We start from the raw sequence: 26215 nt of genomic DNA, 5'->3' as shown, positions 1-26215 counted from the left end.
CACTTTTTTGATTTTGAAAGTTAGTTAAAATAATTGATTCCCATCGCAGATTTTACTTCTGCTAAAGTTTCTGCCGCAACTTCTTTTGCAGCTAGACTGCCTTGACGTAACATTTCCATGACAGCTGCTGGATCTTTTTCAAACGTTTCACGACGTGCACGAATTGGTGCAAATTCAGCTTCTAAAACGTCAATCAAGTAACGTTTAATTTTCACATCACCAAGTCCACCACGACGATAATGAGCTTTCATTTCTTCAATTGCTTCTTTATCTGTTCCAAAGACATCCAGATAAGTGAACACCATGTTTCCTTCTACTTGACCAGGATCTTCCACATGGATGTGGTTTGGATCGGTGTACATGCTCATGACTTTTTTCTGAACAACATCTGCTGGGTCAGCAATATAAATACCATTGCCCAAGGACTTACTCATTTTACCATTGCCATCAATTCCAGGTAAACGTCCCATGCCTTTTGGAGGGAAGACGCCTTTTGGTTCAACCAGAACTTGACCGTACGTATTGTTGAAACTTTGGACGATTTCTTGTGTTTGTTCCAACATTGGTTTTTGATCTTCGCCAACAGGAACTAAATTTGCTTTGAAAGCTGTGATGTCAGCAGCTTGTGAGATCGGATAAACAAAAAAACCAGTTGGGATACTTTCACCGAATTTCTTTTGTTCGATTTCTGATTTCACTGTGGGGTTTCGTTTCACGCGACCAACGCTGACTAAGTTCATGTAATACATGGCCAGCTCAGATAGCTCAGGAATTTGTGATTGGATAAATAAAGTTGTTTTGGTCGGATCAAGACCAACAGCTAAGTAATCCAATGCGACTTGTAGCACATTAGATGAAACTTTTTCAGGATTTTTTGCATTATCTGTTAAAGCTTGCATGTCAGCAATCATGACAAACAATTGATTGTTTTCGTCTGCTTGCATTTCCACACGCGTTTTTAAAGAACCGACATAATGGCCAAGATGTAATCTTCCCGTTGGACGGTCTCCAGTCAATATAATATTTTTCAAAAAAGACACCTCTTTACGATTTGTAAGACTAGCACTTTATATCTTACCGTTTTTTTTTAGAAGAAACAACTATTCAAACGAAAAAACGTGGAAAGGATGCAGGGAAAAACGAAGAGCATCAAACATTCAAAAACAGAGGATATTTGTAGAAAATAACGTAGAAACTTTACATTTCCCTTTATTATCAGATATAATATGTTTCATTAGGTATCTTTAAAAGAAATCTTACTAAATAATAATGGGAGTGTAATGATATGGCAATGATTGAATTTAAGAACGTGGAAAAGTACTATGGGAAATTCCATGCTTTGAAGAATATTAACCTCGAATTTGCGAAGGGGGAAGTAGTTGTTGTCATTGGGCCTTCAGGTTCTGGGAAAAGTACAATGCTGCGTTGCATCAATGGCTTAGAAACTATTTCTTCAGGACAACTACTGATAAATAACAAAGATTTAAGAGATAAACAGACAAAATTAACAGAAGTACGTAAAAATATCGGGATGGTTTTTCAACATTTTAATTTATATCCTAATAAAACTGTACTAGAAAACATCACACTAGCACCAATTAAAGTATTGAAGCAAGATCAAGCAACGGCAATCAAAAATGCTGAAAAATTTTTAGATACGGTCAATATGTTAGACAAAAAAGATTCTTATCCATCCATGCTGTCTGGTGGGCAACAGCAACGTGTTGCTATTGCTAGAGGTTTAGCGATGAATCCAGAGATGCTATTATTTGATGAACCAACTTCAGCGCTGGATCCGGAAATGATTGGGGATGTGCTAGACGTTATGAAGAAGTTAGCGAGAGAGGGCATGTCAATGATCGTGGTTACACATGAAATGGGATTTGCAAAAGAAGTAGCAGATCGAGTAATCTTCATGGCTGATGGTGAAGTGTTAGAAGACAGTCGTGACGTAAAAGGATTCTTTGACAATCCACAGGAAGAACGCGCACAACAATTTATTAGCAAAGTAATCAACCATTAAAATTTAGGAGGAATTGTATGAAAAAGCAAAAAAGCTTTCGCTTACTCTTTCTGTTAAGTATCGTGCTACTTGCACTGGTTGGCTGTAAAAGCACAAGCGTAGCGGACGAAAATATCGCAGAAAGAGTCAAAGAAACAAATAAGATTACCTGGGGTGTCAAATATGATACTCGTTTATTTGGCATGATGGACATCAAGTCTGGTGAAGTTCAAGGTTTTGATATCGATATTGCAAAAGCTATCACCAAGAAAATACTTGGTGAAGATGGGCAAGCTGATTTTATCGAAGTAACATCGAAGACTAGGATTCCGCTGTTGAAAAATGGAAATATTGATGCAATCATCGCAACGATGACCATCACGGATGAACGAAAAAAACAAGTTGATTTTTCAGATGTTTATTTTGATGCTGGACAATCATTGCTAGTCAAAAAAGGGAGCAGTATCCAAAGCGTGACTGATTTGGATGATTCGACAACAGTTTTGGCTGTCAAAGGTTCGACCTCAGCAGCAAATATTCGTGAACATGCACCAGATGCAAAGATTTTAGAACTAGAAAATTATGCAGAGGCGTTTACGGCACTTCAGTCAGGTCAAGGTGATGCGATGACGACTGATAATGCGATCCTTTTAGGAATGGCGGCTGAAAACCCAGCGTATACGTTAGTTGGGGGAACCTTCACTAATGAGCCTTATGGCATTGCAATCAACAAAGGGCAAGAAGAATTTTTAGGTAAGGTCAATCAAGCATTAGCAGAAATGATTGCTGATGGTACGTATGATGAAATTTATCAACGCTGGTTTCCAAATGAAACAGATGGCAAAGTTGATTAAGGAGGAGCAATATGAGTGAATTGATACAAACTTATGGAGCGACCTTTGCAGAAGGATTCAAAATTACAATTTTTTCCAGTGTTTTGGCGCTCGTAGCTAGTTTAGTTATTGGAACATTGATGGCGATTTTTCAGTTATCAAAAAATAAATTAGTCAATGGTCTGGCAAAAGCTTACGTTGAGTTTTTCCGAAATATTCCATTACTGATTATTGTCATGTTTTTCTATGTAGTGGTACCTATGTATTGGCTACAATTGAACGGTTTTCAAGCCGGAACCATTGGTTTAACGATTTATACATCCGCGTTTATTGCGGAAACGGTTCGTTCAGGAATCCAAACGGTTCCTAGTGGACAAATGGAAGCGGGGCTTTCTTCAGGTTTTACTTATTCAGAAACGATGCGCTACATCGTATTGCCTCAAGCTTTTAAAATAGTTATTCCACCGTTAGGAAATCAGTTTATCAATTTAGTGAAAAACTCATCTATTTTAGCAATGGTTGCAGGATTAGATTTGATGTATCAAGGTGACTTGATTGCCAGCGAAACATTCAATACATTTGATACCTATATTATTGTTGGTCTATTTTATTTGATTATTACGTTGCCCCTTTCTTATTTGATGGTTCATCTTGAGAAAAAATGGGCAGTTCGTTCATAGAAGGAGGAAGTTGAATGGATTTTAGTGGTGCTTTTTCATGGATGAATATCCGTTTTTTACTAGAGGGATTGAAAGTGACCGTCGAAGTTTCATTGGTCTCAATCATTTTTAGTTTTTTGATTGGTGGCTTAACTGGTGTGATCCGTTTTGCGAATATTCCTTATTTATCCAAAATTGTTGGTTTGGTGATTGATGTCATTCGAAATCTGCCATTGTTACTAATCATTTTCTTCACGTATTTTGCTTTACCCCAAGTGGGAATCCAAATGAATATCTTTTGGTCAGCAGTTGCTGCGTTGACGATTTTTGAATCAGCAATGCTCTCAGAAATATTCCGCGCAGGTTTGAATGCCGTGCCAAAAGGACAAATGGAAGCAGGGCTATCAACTGGATTGACTTATGTTGAAACGATGCGGACGATAGTCATGCCTCAAGCATTTAAATCAATGATTCCCGCAATTGTCAGTCAATTGATTTCATTAATTAAAGATACGTCATTAGCCGTAATTATTTCTTTACCAGAGTTGACGCACCAAGCGCGAATCATTTATGGGCAAAATACGAATTATGTTTTACCGATGTTTGTAGCAATGACGTTGATGTACTTTGTCATTTGTTACGCACTCTCATTATTATCGGGCTTTTTGGAGCGACGAAAATATAGTTATTAAAAAAAACCTCAAATTCTTTGTTGAAAAATGAACAAAGGGTTGAGGTTTTTTCTTTGTAAAAGAAGAGTGATAAGCAAGCTTTGTAAGAAGTTCAAGACTTGAAAAATTGTACCAAAAAGTCCACAATAGACAGATAGAATGAAATCAAAAAAAAGGATGGGTTCCATTGTCAGATAATCGCCCAATAGGTTTTATTGATTCAGGTGTTGGCGGCCTTACAGTTGTCAAAGAAGCACTGAAGCAATTGCCAAATGAAAATATTTTATATGTAGGAGATACTGCGCGTTGTCCATATGGTCCGCGACCTGCAGAACAAGTGATTCAATTTACTTGGGAAATGACTAACTATTTGGTCGATCAAGGAATCAAAATGCTTGTGATCGCTTGTAACACTGCAACTTCAGTGGCTCTAGAAGAAATCAAAGCGACATTGCCTATTCCTGTAATTGGAGTTATCCTTCCGGGAACGCGTGCTGCTTTAAAAGCAACGAAAAATCAACAAGTAGGAGTGATTGCAACATTAGGTACGGTTAAAAGTGGTGCCTATGAATCAGCACTCAAAGAAAAAGCACCGGAATTGACCGTTAGTAGCTTACCTTGTCCAAAGTTTGTTTCAGTGGTGGAAAGTAATGAGTATCATTCCTCTGTTGCAAAGAAAATCGTAGCAGAAACTTTAGCACCACTGCTAACCAAAAAGTTAGATACACTTATTTTGGGTTGTACTCACTATCCATTGTTACGCCCAATCATTCAAAATGTAATGGGAGAAAGTGTGACTTTGATCGACTCAGGTGCAGAGACTGTTGGAGAAGTTTCTATGTTACTCGATTATTTTGAAATCAGTAACGCGCCCGTTCCAGGACGAACAATCAGCAAGTTTTACACAACAGGCTCACCTAAATTGTTTAAAGAAATTGCCCAAGACTGGTTACCGCTTGATGAGTTAGAAGTGGAACATATCGAATTAGGAGGAAAATAGCGCATGCGTCATGATGGAAGAAAAGCACAAGAATTAAGAAAAATTGATATTCGTACCAATGTATTCAAACACCCCGAAGGATCAGTGGTCATCAGTTTTGGTGACACAGAAGTGATTTGTTCTGCGACAATTGAAGCTTCTGTTCCGCCGTTTTTGCGAGGAACTGGTACAGGTTGGGTCACTGCAGAATACAGCATGCTTCCTCGAGCAACAAATACTAGAAATCGTCGTGAGAGCAGTAAAGGAAAATTAACTGGTCGAACGATGGAAATCCAACGATTAATTGGCCGCTCTTTGCGCGCAGTCGTCGATTTGGAAAAATTAGGTGAAAGAAGCATCATCGTTGATTGTGATGTGGTTCAAGCTGACGGCGGAACACGCACAGCAAGTATTACAGGTGCTTTTGTCGCTTTAACATTAGCGGTTGAGAAACTGGTCAGAGAAAAAGAAGTGACAGAAGATCCCTTGAAAGAACACTTGGCTGCCATTAGTGTAGGAATCTTGCCTGATGGTCAATGCGTAGCAGATTTAGATTACGAAGAAGATTCTGCAGCGTTAGTTGATATGAATCTAGTAATGACTGAATCTGGCAAATTTGTGGAAATTCAAGGAACGGGTGAAGAGGCAACTTTTGATGGTGAACAATTAAATGACATGCTTTTTTATGGGAAATCAGCAATCGAACAGCTGATTGCAGAGCAAAAGCATGCGTTGTTGACTGAACTTTCAACTGAAGCAAGTCAAACGCCAGAAGTAGCAAAAACAATCGTCATTGCAACAAAAAATCCCGGAAAAGCGGAAGAATTCCGCCAAATGTTTGGCAAAGAAGGATATGCAGTCAAAACCTTGTTTGACTATCCTGAAATACCAGATGTAGAAGAAACGGGGAAAACCTTTGAAGAAAATGCTCGCTTAAAAGCTGAAACAATTGCACAGATTTTAAAGCAGCCTGTATTAGCAGATGATTCTGGTTTGAAAGTCGATGCATTAGGTGGGATGCCAGGTGTTTATTCCGCACGTTTTGCAGGAGAACCAAAAAGTGATGCAGGAAACAATGCAAAATTATTGCATGAGTTAACAGATGTCCCCAATGAACAACGAACAGCACAATTTCATTGCACATTAGTCTTTGCAGCACCTGATAAAGATAGTTTGGTGGTGGAAGCAGAGTGGCCCGGGAAAATTGCTAGAATTCCTGAGGGAGAAAATGGATTTGGCTATGATCCGTTGTTCATTCCAGACGGTTCAACGCAAACAGCTGCGGAAATGTCTAGCGAGGAAAAAAATCAAATGAGTCATCGCGGACAAGCAATGAAAAAATTGAGCCAAAAATGGCAACAGTGGTTGGAAGGAGCAAAATAAATGCGCTATTTAGTTGTAAGTGATAATCATGGTGACCGTGATATTTTGGTGGATTTAGTCAAACGCTATCGTTCAGAAGTTGACTTTTTCTTTCATTGTGGAGATTCAGAATTACCTGCAGACGATTCATTGTGGGAAAATTTTCAGGTTGTCCAAGGAAACTGTGATTACGGTCCAGGGTTTGAAGCAAAGAAGGTCATCAATACTGGTCGTGACACCATTTATCTTACCCATGGACATCTGTCGAACGTTCGTTTTGATTTGACTCAGTTAGCTCTAGAAGCTCAATCAGTAGAAGCCAATATGGCATTTTTTGGTCACACACATCAGATTGGTTGTGAGGTGGAAAATGGCATTTTATTTTTAAATCCCGGTAGTATTTCACAACCACGCGGACCCATTCAAATTCCATCGTATGCACTCATTGAAAGTTTAGCCGATGAGATCAATGTGCACTATTATAATCGCGCACATCAACCAGTAGAAGAATTAGTTTTTCACTTTTCTCGCTGATTTTATGGATTAATTTCTAATTTTTGCTAAAAATTCATCATTTCTTTATGGATTTTGCATCCGGTTTCGGTAAAATAAAGTTGTTGAACAAATAAGAATGGAGGCCACTCGATGATTGGACCTGTAGTAAGAGAACTGCTGTTGGAAAATCAAGACACATTTTTGATTCCTGCAGAAAACGTAGCAAATGTCCTTTATCAACACCCGCTTTCTCATGGCTTACTTGTTTTGTCGAAAGTCGGATATTCAAAAATTCCTGTTTTGGACAAAAACGATCGCTTTGTCGGATTGATTAGTTTATCTGATGTAGTGAATAAAATGTTGGATTTGCAAAATATCAGCATGGAACCATTAGAGGGCTTGACGGTCGCAGATGTGATGGAAGTTGGCGTTACGACAGTTGACGAAAACTGGGAGCTAGAAGATGTGTTGCATTTGTTAGTTAATTCACCTTTTCTACCCGTTGTCACAGAAGAAAAAGTTTTTAAAGGAATCATCACGCGAAAAGAACTATTAAAAGCGGTGAATTTCATGGTCCATGAATTAGAGAGACGAAATATTTTGACTTCTAAAACTGAAGGACTAAAAGAAACAATCAATCTGTTAAATTAAAAAAACAATCATTTTATTTTATTGGTTATTTTAAATGTGAAATGGTTGATTGAAGGCAGACAGGACAAAGGTTTTTGTCACTGTCTGTTTTTTTTGTTGTGCAACTTAATAACCAAACTGCCAAGCATATTTATTTCCAAAACGAAAGTAAGCGGTTACAATGTAACTATCAAATCAGAGGAGGTTCATTTATGAAAAAGCTTGGTAAAGTTTTATTGTTGGTTTTGGTCGGGATTGGATTATTTGGTTTTAGTCTTCCTGGGTTTGCACATGGCTATGTGACACAACCTGGTAGTCGTGCCTATTTTGGAACAGCAGCTGCGGGGAACTTGAATCAAAACGTTGGTCGTGCACAGTGGGAACCACAAAGTATTGAAGCATTGAAAAATACATTTATCGACGGAAAAATCGCAAGTGCTGGTGTGACAGGTTTTGAGCCTTTAGATGAACAAACAGCGACTCGTTGGCATAAGAGTCAAATCAATACAGGTTCATTAAATGTTTCTTGGACATTAACTGCACAGCATCGAACAAGTACTTGGGATTATTACATGACTAAACCAGGCTGGAATCCTAATCAGCCATTAAAATTTAGCGATTTCGAACAAATTGGTCAAGTAAATGACAATGCAACAGTACCACCAAAATTGGTTAATCATACTATCTCTGTTCCACAAAACCGCAATGGTTATCACCTTATTCTAGCCGTTTGGAATATTAGTGATACAGTAAATGCTTTCTATCAAGTCATGGACGTAAATGTTCAATAAAAAATGAATACAAAAAGAGGTTACAAATTGTGCCTGATTTCAAAGTCTAGCTTTGGAGGGATGGTACATAAGTTATAATTTCTTTTTATCATTTAAGAGTCCGAAACTTTTCTGTTTTTGACTCTTTTTTTGGTATACTTGTATTTGGTTGATATCAAAAAATATGAAGCTATTAACTATAAAAAATAATTTTAACTGTAGTAATCAATCAATGAAGAAAAATGATTTTTACTAGTATTGTTAATCAAGAGATATTAACTATTAGCTAGAGAAGGGAAAAATAGTTGTTAGACTTTTCAGATTTACTTATAAAGCACCAAGACTCGTTTATCTATGTTGATAATCGAAAAAAAACAAGCGATATTTTGAAACAACTTGTTGATCTGGAAGAAAAACCAATTGATTTTCTTCCGCAAAAACGGATTGAATTATTAGAAAACAATCTCATTCATTCAATCCACTTTGATAAATCAAAAGGCGTTTCACTCAAACTTTTCTTTGTAATAGACAATGAAAAAAGTAGAAACTATTATCAGCACCCATACTTTATTCAAAGTGTGACAGATCCTTTCCTACAAGATAAGCGAATATATATTTTTCTTGATGAATCAGTTGGTATGGTTGAAACAAATAGTTCTCTGCTAGGATTTGATGCTAAAATTCTTTCTGGTATTTCACCGAAAAATGTTGAAAAAAAAGACAGCTATTTTATGGATTATATTTCAGCATTTGAACTAAGAGCCGAAATAAATAAAAATGTAAACTGATTGTTGAATTAAGCTGTTATACGAAGTATGTGTCACACTCGATGTATGGAGAAATCATAGAAAAAAGGAGAAAAAGAGTAGCTACTCTTTTTCTCCTTTTTTCTGTTGCTACACGGATAGTATTTACTCGTGTAGCAACAAATAGTTCTTGCATTCATTTTCTAAAAACTAAATGAAATAAAACGAGCTTTTTATTCAATGCACAAATGAATTTGGAATTCTTTTATGGATGACAGGAGCCCATTTGTTAATGTTTAACCCACCGTTCCGACTGGCGTATTCGGAATCGTAAATCCAGCTGTCGTCAATGCTTGAACATATGCACTAAGGAATTCCTCTTTTAAGACATGTTGTTTGCCGTTTAGTGCGTAACAAATTGTTCGAATCGCAAAGTTACTATTACCTAAATCAACAAGTCCGAAAATCGTTGGCTCAGTTTGCAACTCATTTTGATATTTTTCTGCCAGCTGTTGATTGACTTGCTGAATCACAGCTTGAATTTTATCATAATCTTCTTCAGGGACGATTCGGATATCTAAACGAACTAACATATTTGCCCGTGATAAATTACTAATCGTGGTGATATTTCGATTGGGAATATAGTGAACAGTTCCATCTGTTGCTTTTAACTGTAACGTACGAATCCCCACGGAAACAACAGTGCCTTCAATGGACAAATTTGCTAACTGGATATAATCACCAACATCCATTTGCTGCTCCATGATGATAAAAAAACCGGTAATCATATCATTCATGAAGCCTTGTGCACCTAAACCAATGGCAACCCCGGCGATTCCGGCACCCGCCAATAAGGAACCAATCGGCACACCGATGACGGACAACAACGCATAGATAAAGAAGAAGCCAAGTGTATAATGGAAAATTGTATGAAGTAAACTGTGGAGAGTTTTTAAACGACTCTCGTTCAAACTGGCTTTTTTGGAATATTGGCTAAATGACTTATCAAGTAAGTATTTTCCAATTTTGCTCAAAACACTAAAAAGAATTACTAGAAAAATCAGATAAAGTGTTTTCTCGATAAACGTTGCAAGGATCGCGTCCCAATCAATCTCATTCCAAAATCGTTGGAAAGCATTTACTTGCTGGACAGCTTGGTCGGTAATTGTTTCACTTGATGATGTTTTTGTTTCTGTTATTTGTGCTAAATACATAGAATCCTCTTTTCTTTCACTCGTTCTTTGTAACATTGTATCAAGAAGTAGAAAAAAAGAAAATGGAAGAGAAAAAGTGTTTTTCAAAATAAAAATGACAAACAACTAAGCGAATGGTAAAATATGGAGAAAAACATGAAGGGGACACGAATATGCAAATAGATTGGAATAATCTTGGGTTTTCATATATCAAAACACCTTGGCGCTACATTGCTAAATGGAAAGATGGAGAATGGAGCAAAGGTGAGTTAACAGAAGATAATTACTTAACGATTCACGAAGGATCACCTGCGTTACATTACGGGCAACAATGTTTTGAAGGATTAAAAGCGTATCGTCGAAAAGATGGAAAAATCAATCTATTTCGTCCTGAACAAAATAGTCGCCGAATGAACCAAAGTGCACGTCGCTTATTGATGCCAATGGTTCCGGAAGAAATGTTTGTGGATGCAGTCAAGGAAGTTGTCAAAGCGAACGAGGAATTCGTACCACCTTATGGGACAGGTGCAACGTTATACCTGCGACCTTTATTGATTGGTGTAGGAGAAAATATTGGTGTGCACCCAGCACCAGAATATTTATTTGTTGTCTTCTGTACGCCTGTTGGTGCTTATTTCAAAGGTGGATTAAAACCAACGAACTTTATCGTTTCCGATTACGATCGTGCTGCACCAAAAGGAACAGGAGCAGCTAAAGTGGGCGGGAACTATGCAGCTAGCTTATTACCTGGAACACAAGCACATGAATTAGACTATTCTGATTGTGTGTACTTAGATCCAGCGACGCATACAAAAATTGAAGAAGTTGGCGCGGCAAATTTCTTTGGAATTACAAAAGATGGAAAATTCATCACACCACAATCACCATCTATTTTACCAAGTATCACCAAATATTCGTTGCTGCAGCTTGCTGAAGAACGTTTAGGGATGGATGCCATCGAAGGAGATGTCTTCATTGACAAGCTTGATGAATTTGCAGAAGCAGGTGCGTGTGGGACTGCGGCAGTTATTTCACCAATTGGCGGAATCTATCATGATAATCAACTCCATGTTTTCTACAGTGAAACTGAAGTGGGGCCTGTAACTAAACGTTTATATGACGAATTAACTGGCATTCAATTTGGTGACGTAGAAGCACCTGAGGGTTGGATCCAAGTAGTGGACTAGCACAAAGAAAAATACAAAGAAGCTGGAGAGTTATTTTCCAGCTTCTTTTGTTGTTACTCAATCAAATAGTAGGTGAAAAAAAGCGGGTGACGCATCAGCGCCAACCGCTTTTTTATCAGTTGTTTCTAAATAATGCTAACGATTTTTATGATAAGTGAACACCTTTGTCCACATAAACGATATCACCAATCATACCGCTTGAAAGTGGACTAATCAAGAACGCGCAAGCATTGCCGACTTCTTCAATTGTGACACCTTGTTGATCTGGTGTACGTGATTCAGATAGTTGAATTAGTTTTTGGTAATCTTTGACGCCTGTCACAGCTAAAGTTTTAATTGCACCAGCAGAAATTCCGTTGACACGGATACCTTTTGGTGAAAGTTCTGCAGCCAAGTAACGAATGGCTGCTTCAAGTGATGCTTTAGCGATTCCCATCATGTTGTAGTTTGGAATTGCACGTTCAGATCCAAGATAAGACATGCTGACGATTCCGCTGTTTTGTGCCAAATATTTTTGCGCATATTTTGTGACAGCGATTAGGGAATAGCTACTGATATCTTGTGCTAATTGATAACCATCTCTAGAGATATCTGAAACATTTCCTGATAATTCTTCTTTATTTGCATAAGCGATTGCGTGAACAAGTCCGTGAATCTCACCAGCGTAAGCGCCGATAGCGTCCATTGCTTGCTCGATACTCTCGTCACTAGCGACATCACACTCGACAGTAAAAGCATCTTCACCAACTAATTTTAGTAAAGATTTTTTCATGCGTTCATTTTGATAAGTATAGATGATTTCTGCTCCTTGTTTTTGCATAGCTTCGGCACAGCCCCACGCAATACTCTTTTTGTTTGCGACGCCCATAATGACGATTTTTTTTCCTTTTAAAAATGACATATTGACTCTCCTTTGTTTCGCGAAAAATTTCGTTGTCTAGTAAAAAAATAAAATAAAAAGATAAGTGCTTAAAAGAAAATAACTTCCTTGATTTCTTATTATTAGGCAAAATGCTTTGATTGTCAAACTATTTTTTTGATATTAAAAAAAAGATTGCTAAATAATTAGGAATATGATACTTTGATAATCAAAGTAATAAATGAATTGGCATTTGCCTGAAATGAAAGAAGGAGCATATATATGTCTTATGTTTTATCTGCTACAGAAGTTATGGATTTGATTCCTAATCGCTACCCGATTTGTTATATTGATTACGTGGACACATTAGAGCCAGGAAAGAAGATCGTTGCGACGAAAAATGTCACAATCAATGAAGATTTTTTCCAAGGTCATTTTCCAGATAATCCAGTGATGCCGGGAGCCTTGATTTTAGAAACTTTGGCGCAAGCTGGTTCAATTTTAATTTTGAAATCAGAAGAATTTTTAGGGAAACGTGCCTACATTGGGGGAATCAATAAAGCAAAATTCCGTCAAAAAGTTGTACCAGGTGATGTAATGAAGTGTCACTTTGAAATCACAAAATTAAAGGGAGCTGTGGGTACTGCACTTTCAGCGGCATACGTTGATGACAAAAAAGTTTGCGAATGTGAATTTACTTTTATCGTAAACCAAGATGCTTAATACTTAATTTTTTAATTTAGGCAAAGCAAAAGAGGAGAAGACTTATCAGAAAAGTCTTCTCCTCTTTTTAATGATTTATTTTGTTTCAGCTTCTTGTAAAACTTTGATACTTTCGATTTTTACGTCAGTTGTTGGTTTGTCATTGCTGTCAGTTTCAACTTGCGCGATTTTATCAACGACGTCCATTCCTTCGATTACTTGTCCGAAGACGGTATATTGGCCATCTAAACTTGGATAACCACCATTTTTATACGCATCGATAATTGCGCGAGGGTAATCATCTTTTAGTAAGCCGTCGTGTACGTCATCAGAATTTTGAACGATAAAGAATTGGCTACCATTACTGTTTGGATCTTGTGAACGTGCCATTGAAAGTGCACCACGAATATTGTACAACTGATTCGAAACTTCTGTTTCAAATCCTTCTCCCCAAATACTTTCACCACCAGTGCCATCACCTTTTGGATCGCCACCTTGAATCATGAAGTCTTTGATCACTCGATGGAAAGTTAAGCCATCATAGTAACCATCTTTGGCGTGCGTCATAAAATTTTCAACTGCTTTTGGTGCTAATTCAGGGAACAATTTGATTTTGATTGTTCCTTCACTAGTGGTCATTTCGACTAATGATTCATTTGCAGCAACTTCGTTCGTTAATTGGGGTAATTCCAAAGCGTTGAGGTCAACGCTACTTTCAGTCGTGCTTTCTGCAGTACTTGCTTTCGTGCTTGAAGTAGTTGTTTGATTGGTTGAACAGCCTGCAACAACGAGTAGAGCTGCAGCCAGTCCAAGAGTTAACATTAATTTTTTCTTTTTCATATCTGGATCCTTTCTTCGTTAAAAATAGTCTACATTTATGATAGCAAACTCTTGAACAAAAACCTAATGAAAATTAGCAAGCGATTTTTCTTTTTGAAAGCCTTGGTAAAAGGTGTAGACCATTTGTATCATGTTTGTTATAATGTAAGTGGATACAAAAAAGCAAACCGCTAGGAGGCAATAGGATTATGGGAAAACTTGGAGTTTCGATTTACCCAGAACGCTCAACATTTGAAAAGGATAAAGCATATTTAGATTTAGCACATAAATATGGATTTAAACGTGTGTTTACAAGCTTGCTACAAGTGAATGATAACAAAGAGCAAGTATTAGCCGAATTTACAAAAGTAGTCGACTATGCGAATAGCTTAGGAATGGAAGTAATGGTAGATATCAATCCTGCCTTATTTGAACAACTTGAGATTTCTTATGATGATTTATCATTCTTTGATGAAATGGGCGCTTATGGCGTACGTTTAGATATTGGTTTTACGGGTGCAGAAGAAGCGAAGATGACACGTAACCCATATGGAATCAAAATTGAAATCAATATGAGTTCTGGAACAAACTACGTGGATAACATCATGAGTTATTCACCAAACACAAATAATTTATTGGGATCTCATAACTTTTACCCACATCGCTATTCTGGTTTGAGTTACGATCACTTTGTTTATTGTTCAGAAAAATTCAGAAAATATAATTTGAATACGATGGCATTTGTGAATTCACAAGTTGCCACTTTTGGTCCATGGCCAACACAAGATGGGTTGTGTTCATTAGAAGACCATCGTGATTTAGAAATTTCAACGCAAGTAAAACATTTGATGTTAACTGGCTTGATTGATGATATTTCTGTTGGGAACGCTTATGCAAGTGAGGAAGAATTAAAAGCAATGGCAGAAGCTTTCAATGCAGATTATCCAACATTAAAAGTCGATGTAGAAGAAGGCATTACCGAAGACGAACGTATTTGCTTGTTTGATAACTTACACAGTTATCGAGGAGATCGTTCAGAATATATTTTACGTTCGACAATGACTCGTGTTTATTACAAAGATAAACCTTTCCCAGCTCATAACACTCGTGACATGGCTCACGGAGATGTTTTGATTGATAATGTTGGCTACGGTCAGTACAAAGGTGAAACACAAATTGCTTTGAAAGAAATGAAAAATGACGGTCGTGTAAATGTAGTCGGCCGAATTTCAGCAGATGAATTATTCTTGCTTGATTTCTTGAAACCTTGGTCAAGCTTTAAATTGATTGAAAATGTGAAGTAAGGTTGTGGCACCAAGCGATTAGCTCCGAAAAGATAGCGAGCAGACACTCAAAATAGCATTTCATATTTTGAAGTGACTGTGAGCTATGTCGAAGAGTTGATTGGGGAACACCGTGAATAAGGTTGTGGTTCCAAGCGGTCAACTTCAAGCAATAAATTAAAAGAGGTAAGTAAGCTTTCAAAAATAGCTTTTTACCATCAAGTACTTCAAAAAGGATCAGGACACGTAAATGTCTTGGTCCTTTTTATTTATCGAATCAATTTGCATCAAACAAAAACATTGATTATACTTAGGATTAAATTTATTCGTTCAGTGATTTATTTTTAATTTAAGTGATAGGAGAAAAGTGGAGAACATGAAACTTTGGGTGAAAATTAGTATTGGCGTGATCCTGATAGTAACGATTGGGTTAGGTTTTGCAGCAAATTATTTTTATAATTATGCAATCGTTCCAGCGCCGAAAGACTTTATTGGCGAAGATACACCTGGCACTACAAAAACGGCAGAAGAAACTGCAACGCAAACGTGGTTCAAAGCAAAAGAAAATCGTACGCATTGGACGATCGAATCAGATGATCAACTAAAACTTTCTGCGATTTATCTGCCTGCAGCAAAACCAAGTAGCCAGACAGTGATTGCGGCGCACGGCTATATGGGCGATGCTGAAACGATGGCAAACTATGCTAAAATTTTCCATGATTTAGGCTACAATGTCTTACTCCCAGATGCACGAGGACATGGAAAAAGTGAAGGAAATTATATTGGATTTGGCTGGCCAGAAAGAAAGGACTATGTAAAGTGGATCAACAAAGTTCTTGAAACAAATGGAAAACAAGAAGAAATTGCTCTTTATGGAATCAGCATGGGTGGTGCAACGGTGATGATGACCAGTGGAGAGCAGCTTCCTAAAAATGTGAAAGCAATCATTGAGGATTGTGGCTATTCTTCTGTAAATGAAGAACTTTCATACCAACTAGCAGACATGTTTAATCTACCGGCATTTCCATTGATGCCTGCGACTAGTTTAATGACGAAAGTTCGAGCAGGTTATTCTTTTAATGAAGCAAGTGCAGTCAAACAATTGAAGAAAAACCAAACGCCAATGCTCTTTATTCATGGTGATGAAGATACGTTTGTTCCGTTTGAAATGTTAAATGAAGTCTATGAAGCGACCAATGTTCCAAAAGAAAAATATATCGTAAAAGGGGCGGAGCATGCTAAGGCATATGCTATTGACCCAGAAAAATATCAGCAAGTAGTAAAAGATTTCCTAGTGAAGTATTTTTAAGTATGTGATGATGAATCAAGTGGTTCAGTGTAATAACTATAAAAAGAGCCGAGACATCTGTCTCAGCTCTTTTTAGTATGGTAAGAAATTTTGATTGGAAAATTTCTTATAAGTTAGCAAATTTTTCTAATAAACGAATCATTTGGCAAGTGAAGCCATATTCGTTATCGTACCAAGCAACAGTTTTAACAAGTTGGTAATCACCAGCTGAAGTTACTTCTGTTTGTGTTGGGTCGAAGATTGAACCTTGAGTTGTTCCGATTACATCACCAGAAACGATTTCGCGGTCATCATAACCAAATGATGGGTTGTCAATTGTATGCTTTTTAATTGCTTCATTGACTTCATCAGCAGTTACTTTTGTTTTTAAGATTGATACTAATTCTGTTAATGAACCATCAACAACAGGGACACGTTGAGCATGACCTTGTAATTTGCCGTTCAATTCAGGAATAACTAAACCGATTGCTTTTGCAGCACCAGTTGAGTGAGGAATTGTGTTGTCAGCAGCAGAGCGAGCAGCACGCAAGTTTCCACCTTTTACTGGTCCATCTAACAACATTTGTGTTGAAGTATAAGCATGGACAGTTGTCATTGTACCAACTTCGATACCAAATTCGTTATTTAAGAAATAAGCCATTGGTGCCAAGCAGTTAGTTGTACATGATCCAGCAGAGATGATTTTATCACTTGCGTCTAAAGTGTCATCATTTACGTTATAAACGATTGTTTTCATTGCGCCAGCTGGGGCAGAGATCACAACACGTTTAACGCCTGCGTTCAAGTGAGCTTGTGCTTTTTCTTCTGAAGTATAAAAACCAGTACATTCTAGTACGATGTCTACTCCGTTTTCTTTTACCCAAGGGATTTTACTTGCATCAGGTTCAGCATAAACACGAGTTGCTTCCCCATCAACCACGATTGAGTCTTCTGTAGCAGTAACTGTTCCAGGATAAGTACCATGTGTTGAATCGAATTGTAATAATTGTGCTAACATAGTTGGACTTGTTAAGTCGTTGATTGCAACTACTTCGATGTCATCAGATACTTCTTTGATACGACGATACGCTAAGCGTCCAATACGTCCGAATCCATTAATACCTACTTTTACTGTCATAATCAAAAGTTCCTCCTTTAATTTAAGGGCTGTGAAAGTGCCGCAACCTCTCTTAATACGATTTAAGTTTGCTACTAAATTTAAAATTTGTCAAAAAATTTATCTTTTCACTTGATTTTTCCGAAAATTTCAGTTGGATTTGCTAAAAATGCAAAAAATGGTAAGAGATAGCAAAGTTTTGGCTGAAAAGATAGACAAAACGTGATTTCATCGCTAAAATAAATAGGACTTTTGTTTATTGTGGAAATTCAGGTAGTCGAGAAATTTAAATAAATAAATACAAATAGGAGGACGAGAATATGTCCATGTTTTTAGATCAAGTAACAATCGATGTGAAAGCTGGTAAGGGCGGCGATGGAATGGTTGCTTTTCGTAGAGAAAAGTATGTTCCTGATGGCGGACCAGCTGGTGGTGATGGTGGTCACGGTGGCGATGTTATTTTAGTTGTCGATGAAGGCTTGCGCACATTGATGGACTTTCGTTTCAATCGTCATTTCAAAGCACAACCGGGTGAAAATGGAATGAGCAAGGGAATGCATGGTCGCGGTTCAGACGACACATACGTTAAAGTCCCTCAAGGAACAACTGTACGTGATGCAGAAACAGGTGCTTTACTAGGTGATTTGATTGAAAATGGTCAAACTTTAGTAGTTGCTAAAGGCGGTCGCGGTGGTCGCGGAAACACTCGTTTTGCTTCACCACGTAATCCTGCACCAGAAATCGCAGAAAACGGTGAACCAGGACAAGAACGTAAAATCGAATTGGAATTAAAAGTCTTAGCAGATGTTGGTTTAGTGGGTTTCCCTTCAGTCGGAAAATCAACATTACTTTCAGTTATTTCTTCTGCACGACCAAAAATCGGTGCCTATCACTTTACTACGCTAGTTCCTAATCTTGGAATGGTCACAACGACTGATGGTCGAAGCTTTGCGGCAGCTGATTTACCAGGTTTAATTGAAGGAGCTTCACAAGGTGTTGGTCTAGGTACGCAATTCTTACGTCATATTGAACGTACTCGTGTTATTTTACATGTAATTGATATGAGCGGGATGGAAGGGCGAGATCCCTACGAAGATTATTTAGCGATCAACCATGAGTTGTCTACTTATAATTTGCGCTTATTAGAACGCCCACAGTTGATTGTTGCGAATAAAATGGATATGCCAGATGCAGAAGAAAATTTGGTGAAATTCAAAGAGCAATTGAATAAAGAAAAAGCAGATGAATTTGCAGATGACATTCCAGTATTTCCAATTTCTGGAGTGACACGTAAAGGGCTGGATGCGTTATTGAATGCAACTGCCGATTTACTAGAAGTCACACCAGAGTTTCCTCTTTACGATGAAGAAATTGAGGAAGAAACGGTTCATTACGGATTCACACCTGAAGGGCCAGACTTCAAGATTGATCGTGAGCCAGATGCTACTTGGGTATTAACTGGTGAGCGAATCGAAAAATTATTCCAAATGACGAATTTTGATCACGATGAAACAGTTATGCGTTTTGCACGTCAATTACGTGGTATGGGTGTTGATGAAGCATTGCGTGCCCGCGGTGCTAAAGACGGCGATATCGTTCGGATTGGTGAATTCGAGTTTGAATTTGTTGAATAAAGGACAGAAGTGAAAAAGGCTGTGAAAGAAGTGCTCAGCATTTTGCGGTGATTGCAAGATATAATGAGAGTTGCTTTGGAAACAACGTTCATTAGGAAAAATAAACTGGAGCAAAATACCAGTTGTTCTTAATACAAATACATTTTTTAATTTAAAAAGCGTCTAAAATCACCGTTTTCAAAAACGAATTTTAGGCGTTTTTTCTATTTAAGCTGCTTTTAACACACCGCTTTTTTGTTTTTTTAATTTTTTAAAGTAAACACTTCTGCTTTAGGGGTTATTATTTTATTTCTGGCTAAATCAAAGGTAAAATGAAATGAACGCAAAAAGTGAGGAGTGAGTCAAATGAACAAACGAGTGATTATTTTAAATTTTGATGTGGAGAGTCAAGCTTATCAAGCCTTTTCAGAAATCAAAAAGTTTCATGCTACTCGAAAAATTAAGGGCGAACAAATGGCTGTAATCAGTCACGATCCCAATGGAACACACCAATTTAAAGTCGAAGATTTTATCGACTTTACTGGAAGTAATAAGTCTTCCAAGGGTGGCATGATTGGTATGCTCGTTGGTATCTTAGGTGGACCACTTGGTATTTTACTTGGCTGGTTTGCAGGCGGAATGATTGGAGCAACTCAAGACGCGAAAGAAATTCAAAATGCACAAACTGTTTTTGACTTTGTTGGTGATAAAATTGGCGAAGGTGCTACTGGTCTGATTTTGATTGCGGAAGAAGAAGATAATCGTCCATTGAACCAATTGGTTATGATGGAACTGGGTGGAGAAATTACCCGTCTAGACTATGATGATGTCGAAAAAGATGTTGCCGATGCGAAAGAAGTTGAACGTAGCACAAAAGAAGCAGCTCAAAAAACATGGAGTGAAAAACATCCACCAGTTGAGAATCAATCAAGGGATGATGAAAACGAACAAGAATAAGTTCTGTTTTATTTTCACTTTGAATAGTTCCAACAAAAAAGTGAATTCTGGCAGAGAAAAAGTGTACTTGAGGCACTTTTCTCTGTCTTTTTCGGTTGCTTATCCGTGCATTTTCCCCTAAAATTAGAGGGAACTCATAGAAAGTCAGGTAGATTATGGAATTACAATTTTTAGGGACAGGTGCAGGGGTACCTGCGAAGCAGCGAAATGTAACAAGTATCGCATTAAAACTATTAGATGAACGTAATGAAATTTGGTTATTTGATTGTGGTGAAGGCACACAGATGCAAATTTTGCGTACAAATATTCGTCCAAGAAAAATCGAAAAGATTTTTATTACGCATTTACATGGCGACCATATTTTTGGGTTACCAGGATTAATTAGTAGTCGTTCATTTCAAGGTGGAGACACACCATTAGAAATTTATGGTCCAAAAGGGGTAGAGCAATTTGTTAAGACAGCACTATCTGTTTCACAAACTCGTTTAAGTTATCCGTTGAAATTTATTGAAGTACGTGAAGATGAACCAATCTTTAAAGATCAACAGTTTGCAGTGTATACAAAGAAATTAGATCACGGAATTGATAGTTATGGGTATCGCGTAGTCGAAAAGGATCATAAGGGCGAGTTGCAAGTAGAACGCTTAAAAGAATTAGGTGTGCCTGCCGGTCCAGTTTATGGTCAGTTGAAGCGCGGAGAAACAGTTCAGCTAGAAGATGGTACAACCATTAATGGCAAAGAATTCGTGGGTCCTGATAAAAAAGGGCGGATTGTTACGATTTTAGGCGACACAAGAAAGACGGCTAATGCCGTTGAACTTGCCCAAAATAGTGACGTATTAGTCCATGAAAGTACCTTTAACAAAAATGAAGCGAAAATGGCACATAATTATTTTCATTCAACTTCTCATCAAGCAGCAGAAGTTGCAACAAAAGCGAAGACAGCGCGTTTGTTGTTAACGCATATTAGCGCTCGTTATGTTGGTAAAGCAGCTTTTGAGCTGGAAAAAGAAGCGCAAGAAATTTTTCCAAACACAACGATTATGAAAGATTTCGATGTGATTGATATTCCATTTAGAGACGAGGAGGTACTGTCATGAAATTAGCAAATAAAGTGGTATTGGTGACTGGTGGATCTGCGGGATTAGGTGCAGAAATCTGTTATGAAGCAGCAAGACAAGGAGCTATCGTGATTACTTGTGCTCGACGGATTCAGTTGATTGGAGAAGTAAAAGCAAAGTGTCAAGAGTTGAGTGGCAAAGAAGCCTATGCTTTTCAAGTGGACGTTAGCAATCCAGAAAGCGTTGAAAGCCTGTATGAAAAAGTGATGACAGAAGTTGGTCGAGTGGACGTATTGGTTAACAATGCTGGCTTTGGCATCTTCGAAGATTTTCTACAATTTGATTTAGGAAAAGCTTATGATATGTTTGAGGTTAATGTGTTAGGTATGATGGTCTTGACGCAAAAATTTGCAATCGATATGGCAGAAAGAAAGAGTGGGCACATCATTAATCTAGCCTCAATGGCAGGGAAAATGGCTACAGCTAAATCAACGATTTACTCTGCAACTAAATTTGCTGTGATTGGTTTTTCCAATGCGTTGAGATTGGAATTAAAACCATTTGGGGTCGCAGTCACGACTGTTAATCCAGGGCCAATTGCTACAGAATTTTTCGATAAAGCAGATCCAAGCGGAGAATACTTAGCTAACTTAGGACAAATCGTACTAGACCCAACGAAGTTAGCAAAACAAATTGTGCGGAATATGAGTCATCCAAAACGTGAAATCAACCAACCGGTTATCATGGAAATCGCAGCCAAATTCTATACGCTTTTCCCACACATTGGGGATTATTTAGCTGGGGGAATTTTTAATAAAAAGTAGGTGAAAAAATGAAAAAACAAAGCAGTGTGATTTTAGGGTTTCTTTTAGTATTAGTGATTGTTTTATTTGCAGTATTCAACATTGAACAAGTTCCGGTGAGTCTGGGGTTTGCTTCATTTTCAGCGCCATTGATTTTAGTTATTATTGGTTCAGCACTGATTGGCGCTTTGATCGTCTTTTTAACAGCTTCAGCTAGTTTGTGGCAACAAAAAAAAGAAATCAAAAACTTAACACAGGAACTTGCTGAATATCAAAGTAGCGTACAGCAAAAAATTGAAACAGCAAAAGAAGAACAACAACGCGAATTTCGTAATGAACGGGCAGAATTAGAGGCCGCTTATCAAGCAGAACTACAAGCGAAAACGGTGAAAATCAGTCAATTAGAAGAGACTGGTGACACCAAAGAAGACGGAGCTCAATCTCCACAACAAAGCTTCAATTATTTTGATTAATCAGTTAGTCAAACTGAATTAGAAAAGGAGTGTGACGAAGTCGCGCTCCTTTTGTGCTTGTTTAGGGGAAAGTCATCTAGGTGCTAGCTAAAGCTAAAATAAGCTTTTGTTCGCATTTTAGAAAAGTTTCCTTATTACTTGAAGCTGATCGTTTGGAACCACAACCTTATTTATGGTGTTCCCCAAGCAACTTCTCACAATAACTCTCAACTGTTTAAAAATATGAAAGTCTATTTTTAGCAGTTGCTCTTTATTTTTTCGAAGCTGACCGCTTGGAACCACAACCTTATTTACGGTGTTCCCAAAACAACTCCTCGATATAGCTTGCACTCACTACAAAATATGGAAAGCTATTTTGAGTGCTTACGCGCTATCTTGTCGGAGCCAAGCGTTTTGCGCCACAACCTTCTTTTCCACCTCTTCTTTTTGTCGGTTTCGTTTGCTATAATAACTAAGTTAGGAGTGAGACAGTGAAGCAAGCAAATTATGATTGGAAATTAAGTGCCGAAGAACCACCTGAAGCTTTTTTTCAGCTAATCAATAACCATAACTTATCTCCTTTTATTGGCAGAATGCTTTGGCAGCGCGGATATCAGGAAGAACAAGAAATCAAACAGTTTTTATATCCAAAAGAACAACAATTACATGATCCGTACTTGATGCATGATATGGATAAAGCAATCAGCAGAATCCAAGAGGCAGTTATCAGTGGCGAAAAGATTCTTGTGTATGGCGATTACGATGCCGATGGAATCACCAGTACGACAATTATGAAAGAAACACTGGAATTACTAGGGGCAGAAGTAGAGGCCTTTTTACCTAACCGTTTTGAACACGGCTATGGACCGAACCAAGCTGTCTATGAAGAAAAAATTAATCAAGGGACACAATTGATTGTTACCGTTGATAATGGGGTTGCTGGGAATGAAGCAATTGCCTATGCTCAAAGTGTCGGAGTTGACGTTATTGTAACCGATCACCATGAGATGCCGGCAGTGTTACCAGATGCTTTCGCAATCGTTCACCCACGACACCCAGATGGAAATTATCCATTTACTGATTTAGCAGGTGTAGGAGTGGCTTTCAAAGTTGCAACAGCTTTGTTGGAAGAAGCACCAGCAGAATTTTTAGATTTGGTTGCAATTGGAACAATCGCTGATTTAGTGTCGCTAACTGGGGAAAATCGCAGTTTAGTCTCACTAGGAATTGATGCTATTCGCCATTCAGAAAGAATTGGTTTACAAGCATTGTTTGCTGAAAGTGGAGCAAAAATGAAAGATGCTGATGAAACGACTATTGGTTTTTCCATCGCACCACGCTTGAATGCGATTGGTCGAATGGGTGATCCTAACCCCGCAGTTGAACTGATGGCGACCTTTGACGAAGAAGTTGCTCAAACACAAGCAAAAAAATTAAATGAAATCAATGAAGAACGTAAAAGCGTTGTTGAAGAAATTACTCAAGAAGCATTAGCGATGGTAAATCCTGCTAACAGTATCCATTTATTAGCGAATAATGGCTGGCACGAAGGCGTTTTGGGAATCGTTGCGGGTAAAATTATGAACGAAACGGGTAAACCCACGATTGTACTGACTTTAAAAGAAGATGGATCTGCCAAGGGTTCCGGGCGTAGTGTAGAGGCCTTGAATCTTTATGAAATGTTGAATCAAATGAGAGATTTATTTACTTATTTTGGTGGACATCATGCAGCTGTTGGTTTGACTATGCCTCAAGAGAACATTGAGTTGTTGCAAGAAAAAATGAATGAGTATGTGAAAGAAAATCAGATTGATCTGACGAAAGGACCAGCGATGAAAATTGATGAGGTGCTTTCGCCTAAAGATGCTTCTTTGACATTATTAGATGAGTTGAAATTGTTAGCACCTTTTGGAACCGATAATCCTGTACCACAATTTTTATTCAAACAAGTGACTGCGACACAAGTAAAAAAGATTGGTGCAAATCAACAACATTTGAAATTCGTTTTAACAGATGAGGGGGAGCAGCTAGATGCAGTTGCTTTTGGATTTGGTTCTCAAGAAAATGAACTGTTAAATGATTCACTTGATATCGTTGGTAAACTCTCAGTTAATGAATGGAATGGTCGAAAAAAAGCACAATTATTGGTTTCTGATTTCGAGGTCAAAGGACTTCAAGTGTTTGATTGGCGTGCAAAACGATTCCGTGACCACGTAGCATTACCAGAAAAAACATGTTATCTAGCATTTGACGAGACAGTTAAAAAACAGGTCTCCCCAAGTATTCGTGAACAAATAGTTACTTTTACAGAAATGGATCAAATGAAGAGTTGGCTGGAAACGAATCAACCAGAATCGCTTGTATTAGTGGATTGCCCAACAGAACTTGATGAGTTGAAAGCTGTGTTTCATGCGGGAACGTTTAGCCGAGTTTATTTATTGGGTATTTCTTCACAGGAAGCTTATCTTAATGGAGTTGGTTCGAGAGAACAATATGCTCGCTTGTTTCAGTTTATTAAAACACAAGATAAAGTTGATATTCGCTATAAAACAAAAGCAGTCGCTCAGTATTTAAAAATTCCAGAAAAATTATTAATTTTTATGATTCAGGTGTTTTTTGAATTGAAATTTGTTACAATAGACGATGGTGTTTTGCAAAAAGTCGCCCATCCAGAAAGTCACCCGTTGACTGAAAGCACTCTGTATCAACAGCGACTAAAGAAAATTAAAGTTGAGGAATTTTTACTACTAAGTGATATTCCTACCATTAAGAAATGGTTAACAACCTAGGAGGAAACAAACAGTGGATTTAAGAAATTATATTGCCAGTATTCCGGACTATCCGTCAAAAGGAATCGTTTTTCGTGATATCTCACCGCTAATGGCAGATGGAGATGCATATCGGGAAGCAACAAAACAAATCGTCGATTATGCAAAGGAAAAACGGATTGACATGGTTGTCGGACCTGAAGCGCGTGGATTCATTGTCGGCTGTCCAGTAGCGTATGAGTTGGGCGTGGGTTTTGCACCAGTTCGTAAAAAAGGAAAGTTGCCTCGTGAAACGATTGAAGTAACTTATGACCTTGAATATGGAACAGATACATTGACTTTACACAAAGATGCGATTCAACCAGGTCAACGTGTGTTGATTTGTGATGACTTGTTAGCAACTGGCGGAACAATCAAAGCAACGATCGAACTGATTGAAAAATTAGGTGGCGTAGTTGTTGGTTGTGCATTCCTGATTGAATTGATGGACTTACATGGCCGTGATAAAATTAAGGGCTATGACATCATTACGTTGATGGAATACTAATAGAAAAAAGTAGATCTTCAGAAATGACTAAGACACAATGTCTGATCTTTTCTGAAGATCTTTTTTGATGTATTAAATAATTTTATTCTGGGTTCAATGAAAAAATAAAAGAAAATGACTCGTAATCAACTTGTTCTTTCATACATAAATAACACTTATATTATAACGATACATTTTTTGTGAGTTCATTCTATTTTCGTTCATTTCAGCAAAAAACAGTTGGCAAAAGAAAGCCTGTGTGAAATTTGATAAGAAACTTTCTTAACAAGTTCACGCTAAACTCTAAAAAAGGTTGATTGATTGCTTCTAAGAATAGTGAAAATAGAGGTGAATGTCCATAGTTTTGTAAGGATAGAAAGAGTGCTAGCAAAAGGAAATCTTCACTTGATGACAATTTAACTAGTTTACTGAGGAGTGTT

Annotated in this window: 26 protein-coding genes; 21 read left to right on the top strand and 5 right to left on the bottom strand. The window is 37.7% G+C overall.

Annotated features, from left to right (window positions below):
• Positions 1 to 20: 20 nt before the first annotated feature.
• Positions 21 to 1031: a tryptophan--tRNA ligase gene (gene trpS, locus IGJ66_RS07335; RefSeq protein WP_075491717.1), complete on the bottom strand. Its 1011-nt coding sequence runs from the start codon at positions 1029 to 1031 to the stop codon at positions 21 to 23.
• 254 nt (positions 1032 to 1285) lie between these two features.
• On the opposite strand from trpS, the gene IGJ66_RS07330 reads away from it, so the two are divergent.
• The 10 genes from IGJ66_RS07330 (at position 1286) to IGJ66_RS07285 (ending at position 9189) form a co-directional block, all read left to right on the top strand.
• On the top strand, positions 1286 to 2023 hold the full coding sequence (locus tag IGJ66_RS07330; protein WP_430616437.1) for an amino acid ABC transporter ATP-binding protein: 738 nt from the start codon (positions 1286 to 1288) through the stop codon (positions 2021 to 2023).
• A 17-nt stretch (positions 2024 to 2040) separates the two neighbouring features.
• Entirely contained in the window at positions 2041 to 2856 is an 816-nt protein-coding gene (locus IGJ66_RS07325; protein ID WP_271027252.1) for a transporter substrate-binding domain-containing protein, read from the top strand.
• 11 nt (positions 2857 to 2867) lie between these two features.
• Positions 2868 to 3515, top strand: coding sequence for an amino acid ABC transporter permease (locus IGJ66_RS07320; protein ID WP_067482375.1), 648 nt, complete (start codon positions 2868 to 2870; stop codon positions 3513 to 3515).
• A 14-nt stretch (positions 3516 to 3529) separates the two neighbouring features.
• Positions 3530 to 4186 (top strand): amino acid ABC transporter permease, encoded by a 657-nt coding sequence (locus IGJ66_RS07315; protein WP_067482374.1) that lies wholly within the window; start codon positions 3530 to 3532, stop codon positions 4184 to 4186.
• A 166-nt stretch (positions 4187 to 4352) separates the two neighbouring features.
• Positions 4353 to 5165, top strand: a complete 813-nt coding sequence (gene racE / locus IGJ66_RS07310; protein WP_067482372.1) for a glutamate racemase — start codon at positions 4353 to 4355, stop codon at positions 5163 to 5165.
• Positions 5166 to 5168: 3 nt separating this feature from the next.
• Positions 5169 to 6527 carry a ribonuclease PH gene (rph, locus tag IGJ66_RS07305; protein WP_430616436.1) on the top strand — a complete coding sequence of 453 codons (1359 nt, stop codon included), beginning with the start codon at positions 5169 to 5171 and terminating at the stop codon, positions 6525 to 6527.
• Entirely contained in the window at positions 6528 to 7040 is a 513-nt protein-coding gene (locus tag IGJ66_RS07300) for a metallophosphoesterase (RefSeq protein WP_429941382.1), read from the top strand.
• Between the two features lie 111 nt (positions 7041 to 7151).
• Complete coding sequence (cbpB, locus tag IGJ66_RS07295; protein ID WP_067482366.1) at positions 7152 to 7652, top strand: cyclic-di-AMP-binding protein CbpB; 501 nt, start codon at positions 7152 to 7154, stop codon at positions 7650 to 7652.
• 191 nt (positions 7653 to 7843) lie between these two features.
• Entirely contained in the window at positions 7844 to 8422 is a 579-nt protein-coding gene (locus tag IGJ66_RS07290; protein ID WP_067482364.1) for a lytic polysaccharide monooxygenase, read from the top strand.
• 365 nt (positions 8423 to 8787) lie between these two features.
• Positions 8788 to 9189, top strand: a complete 402-nt coding sequence (locus IGJ66_RS07285; RefSeq protein ID WP_231885382.1) for a hypothetical protein — start codon at positions 8788 to 8790, stop codon at positions 9187 to 9189.
• A 254-nt stretch (positions 9190 to 9443) separates the two neighbouring features.
• On the opposite strand, the gene IGJ66_RS07280 is transcribed toward IGJ66_RS07285, so the two are convergent.
• Complete coding sequence (locus IGJ66_RS07280) at positions 9444 to 10361, bottom strand: mechanosensitive ion channel family protein (RefSeq protein ID WP_430616435.1); 918 nt, start codon at positions 10359 to 10361, stop codon at positions 9444 to 9446.
• Positions 10362 to 10474: 113 nt separating this feature from the next.
• Here IGJ66_RS07280 and IGJ66_RS07275 point away from each other — a divergent pair, with 113 nt between their 5' ends.
• A complete protein-coding gene (locus IGJ66_RS07275; RefSeq protein ID WP_071868990.1) occupies positions 10475 to 11527 on the top strand; it encodes a branched-chain amino acid aminotransferase in 1053 nt (350 codons plus the stop codon).
• Positions 11528 to 11672: 145 nt separating this feature from the next.
• On the opposite strand, the gene fabI is transcribed toward IGJ66_RS07275, so the two are convergent.
• Positions 11673 to 12428 carry an enoyl-ACP reductase FabI gene (fabI, locus tag IGJ66_RS07270; protein ID WP_067482358.1) on the bottom strand — a complete coding sequence of 252 codons (756 nt, stop codon included), beginning with the start codon at positions 12426 to 12428 and terminating at the stop codon, positions 11673 to 11675.
• Between the two features lie 240 nt (positions 12429 to 12668).
• Here fabI and fabZ point away from each other — a divergent pair, with 240 nt between their 5' ends.
• Positions 12669 to 13109, top strand: a complete 441-nt coding sequence (fabZ, locus tag IGJ66_RS07265; RefSeq protein WP_067482356.1) for a 3-hydroxyacyl-ACP dehydratase FabZ — start codon at positions 12669 to 12671, stop codon at positions 13107 to 13109.
• Between the two features lie 75 nt (positions 13110 to 13184).
• Here fabZ and IGJ66_RS07260 read toward each other — a convergent pair whose 3' ends face one another.
• A complete protein-coding gene (locus tag IGJ66_RS07260; protein ID WP_067482354.1) occupies positions 13185 to 13928 on the bottom strand; it encodes a peptidylprolyl isomerase in 744 nt (247 codons plus the stop codon).
• Between the two features lie 188 nt (positions 13929 to 14116).
• On the opposite strand from IGJ66_RS07260, the gene IGJ66_RS07255 reads away from it, so the two are divergent.
• On the top strand, positions 14117 to 15211 hold the full coding sequence (locus IGJ66_RS07255; protein WP_067482352.1) for a DUF871 domain-containing protein: 1095 nt from the start codon (positions 14117 to 14119) through the stop codon (positions 15209 to 15211).
• A 355-nt stretch (positions 15212 to 15566) separates the two neighbouring features.
• Positions 15567 to 16499, top strand: a complete 933-nt coding sequence (locus IGJ66_RS07250; RefSeq protein WP_071868987.1) for an alpha/beta hydrolase — start codon at positions 15567 to 15569, stop codon at positions 16497 to 16499.
• A gap of 106 nt (positions 16500 to 16605) precedes the next feature.
• On the opposite strand, the gene gap is transcribed toward IGJ66_RS07250, so the two are convergent.
• The gene (gene gap / locus IGJ66_RS07245; RefSeq protein WP_067482348.1) at positions 16606 to 17616 is read right to left on the bottom strand and encodes a type I glyceraldehyde-3-phosphate dehydrogenase; all 1011 of its coding nucleotides are present in this window, start codon (positions 17614 to 17616) and stop codon (positions 16606 to 16608) included.
• A gap of 299 nt (positions 17617 to 17915) precedes the next feature.
• On the opposite strand from gap, the gene obgE reads away from it, so the two are divergent.
• The 7 genes from obgE (at position 17916) to IGJ66_RS07210 (ending at position 25796) form a co-directional block, all read left to right on the top strand.
• Positions 17916 to 19229 (top strand): GTPase ObgE, encoded by a 1314-nt coding sequence (gene obgE, locus IGJ66_RS07240; protein WP_067482346.1) that lies wholly within the window; start codon positions 17916 to 17918, stop codon positions 19227 to 19229.
• A gap of 345 nt (positions 19230 to 19574) precedes the next feature.
• Positions 19575 to 20165 (top strand): DUF1269 domain-containing protein, encoded by a 591-nt coding sequence (locus IGJ66_RS07235; RefSeq protein ID WP_071868986.1) that lies wholly within the window; start codon positions 19575 to 19577, stop codon positions 20163 to 20165.
• A gap of 155 nt (positions 20166 to 20320) precedes the next feature.
• Complete coding sequence (gene rnz / locus IGJ66_RS07230) at positions 20321 to 21265, top strand: ribonuclease Z (RefSeq protein WP_067482342.1); 945 nt, start codon at positions 20321 to 20323, stop codon at positions 21263 to 21265.
• On the top strand, positions 21262 to 22050 hold the full coding sequence (locus tag IGJ66_RS07225) for an SDR family NAD(P)-dependent oxidoreductase (RefSeq protein WP_071868984.1): 789 nt from the start codon (positions 21262 to 21264) through the stop codon (positions 22048 to 22050). The genes rnz and IGJ66_RS07225 overlap by 4 nt, the downstream gene beginning before the upstream one ends.
• An 8-nt stretch (positions 22051 to 22058) precedes the next feature.
• Positions 22059 to 22502 carry a LapA family protein gene (locus IGJ66_RS07220; protein ID WP_067482338.1) on the top strand — a complete coding sequence of 148 codons (444 nt, stop codon included), beginning with the start codon at positions 22059 to 22061 and terminating at the stop codon, positions 22500 to 22502.
• Positions 22503 to 22972: 470 nt separating this feature from the next.
• The gene (gene recJ, locus IGJ66_RS07215; protein WP_218657839.1) at positions 22973 to 25270 is read left to right on the top strand and encodes a single-stranded-DNA-specific exonuclease RecJ; all 2298 of its coding nucleotides are present in this window, start codon (positions 22973 to 22975) and stop codon (positions 25268 to 25270) included.
• A gap of 13 nt (positions 25271 to 25283) precedes the next feature.
• On the top strand, positions 25284 to 25796 hold the full coding sequence (locus tag IGJ66_RS07210; protein WP_067482334.1) for an adenine phosphoribosyltransferase: 513 nt from the start codon (positions 25284 to 25286) through the stop codon (positions 25794 to 25796).
• Positions 25797 to 26215: the final 419 nt, after the last annotated feature.

It is taken from the genome of Enterococcus sp. DIV0176 (genome assembly GCF_050528535.1).
In the GTDB taxonomy this organism is placed as follows: Bacteria; Bacillota; Bacilli; order Lactobacillales; family Enterococcaceae; genus Enterococcus_B; species Enterococcus_B thailandicus.
Note: the sequence above shows the minus strand (reverse complement) of the source record. Positions and strands in the feature narration are given on the sequence as shown.

Excerpts from the sequence above, each read along its gene's own strand:
- IGJ66_RS07330 (WP_430616437.1), top strand. The coding sequence starts at position 1,286 with ATGGCAATGATTGAATTTAAGAACGTGGAAAAGTACTATGGGAAATTC.
- IGJ66_RS07325 (WP_271027252.1), top strand. The coding sequence starts at position 2,041 with ATGAAAAAGCAAAAAAGCTTTCGCTTACTCTTTCTGTTAAGTATCGTG.
- IGJ66_RS07320 (WP_067482375.1), top strand. The coding sequence starts at position 2,868 with ATGAGTGAATTGATACAAACTTATGGAGCGACCTTTGCAGAAGGATTC.
- IGJ66_RS07315 (WP_067482374.1), top strand. The coding sequence starts at position 3,530 with ATGGATTTTAGTGGTGCTTTTTCATGGATGAATATCCGTTTTTTACTA.
- rph (WP_430616436.1), top strand. The coding sequence starts at position 5,169 with ATGCGTCATGATGGAAGAAAAGCACAAGAATTAAGAAAAATTGATATT.
- IGJ66_RS07300 (WP_429941382.1), top strand. The coding sequence starts at position 6,528 with ATGCGCTATTTAGTTGTAAGTGATAATCATGGTGACCGTGATATTTTG.
- cbpB (WP_067482366.1), top strand. The coding sequence starts at position 7,152 with ATGATTGGACCTGTAGTAAGAGAACTGCTGTTGGAAAATCAAGACACA.
- IGJ66_RS07290 (WP_067482364.1), top strand. The coding sequence starts at position 7,844 with ATGAAAAAGCTTGGTAAAGTTTTATTGTTGGTTTTGGTCGGGATTGGA.
- IGJ66_RS07280 (WP_430616435.1), bottom strand. The coding sequence starts at position 10,361 with ATGTATTTAGCACAAATAACAGAAACAAAAACATCATCAAGTGAAACA.
- IGJ66_RS07275 (WP_071868990.1), top strand. The coding sequence starts at position 10,475 with ATGGTAAAATATGGAGAAAAACATGAAGGGGACACGAATATGCAAATA.
- fabI (WP_067482358.1), bottom strand. The coding sequence starts at position 12,428 with ATGTCATTTTTAAAAGGAAAAAAAATCGTCATTATGGGCGTCGCAAAC.
- fabZ (WP_067482356.1), top strand. The coding sequence starts at position 12,669 with ATGTCTTATGTTTTATCTGCTACAGAAGTTATGGATTTGATTCCTAAT.
- IGJ66_RS07260 (WP_067482354.1), bottom strand. The coding sequence starts at position 13,928 with ATGAAAAAGAAAAAATTAATGTTAACTCTTGGACTGGCTGCAGCTCTA.
- IGJ66_RS07255 (WP_067482352.1), top strand. The coding sequence starts at position 14,117 with ATGGGAAAACTTGGAGTTTCGATTTACCCAGAACGCTCAACATTTGAA.
- IGJ66_RS07250 (WP_071868987.1), top strand. The coding sequence starts at position 15,567 with ATGAAACTTTGGGTGAAAATTAGTATTGGCGTGATCCTGATAGTAACG.
- gap (WP_067482348.1), bottom strand. The coding sequence starts at position 17,616 with ATGACAGTAAAAGTAGGTATTAATGGATTCGGACGTATTGGACGCTTA.
- obgE (WP_067482346.1), top strand. The coding sequence starts at position 17,916 with ATGTCCATGTTTTTAGATCAAGTAACAATCGATGTGAAAGCTGGTAAG.
- IGJ66_RS07235 (WP_071868986.1), top strand. The coding sequence starts at position 19,575 with ATGAACAAACGAGTGATTATTTTAAATTTTGATGTGGAGAGTCAAGCT.
- rnz (WP_067482342.1), top strand. The coding sequence starts at position 20,321 with ATGGAATTACAATTTTTAGGGACAGGTGCAGGGGTACCTGCGAAGCAG.
- IGJ66_RS07225 (WP_071868984.1), top strand. The coding sequence starts at position 21,262 with ATGAAATTAGCAAATAAAGTGGTATTGGTGACTGGTGGATCTGCGGGA.
- IGJ66_RS07220 (WP_067482338.1), top strand. The coding sequence starts at position 22,059 with ATGAAAAAACAAAGCAGTGTGATTTTAGGGTTTCTTTTAGTATTAGTG.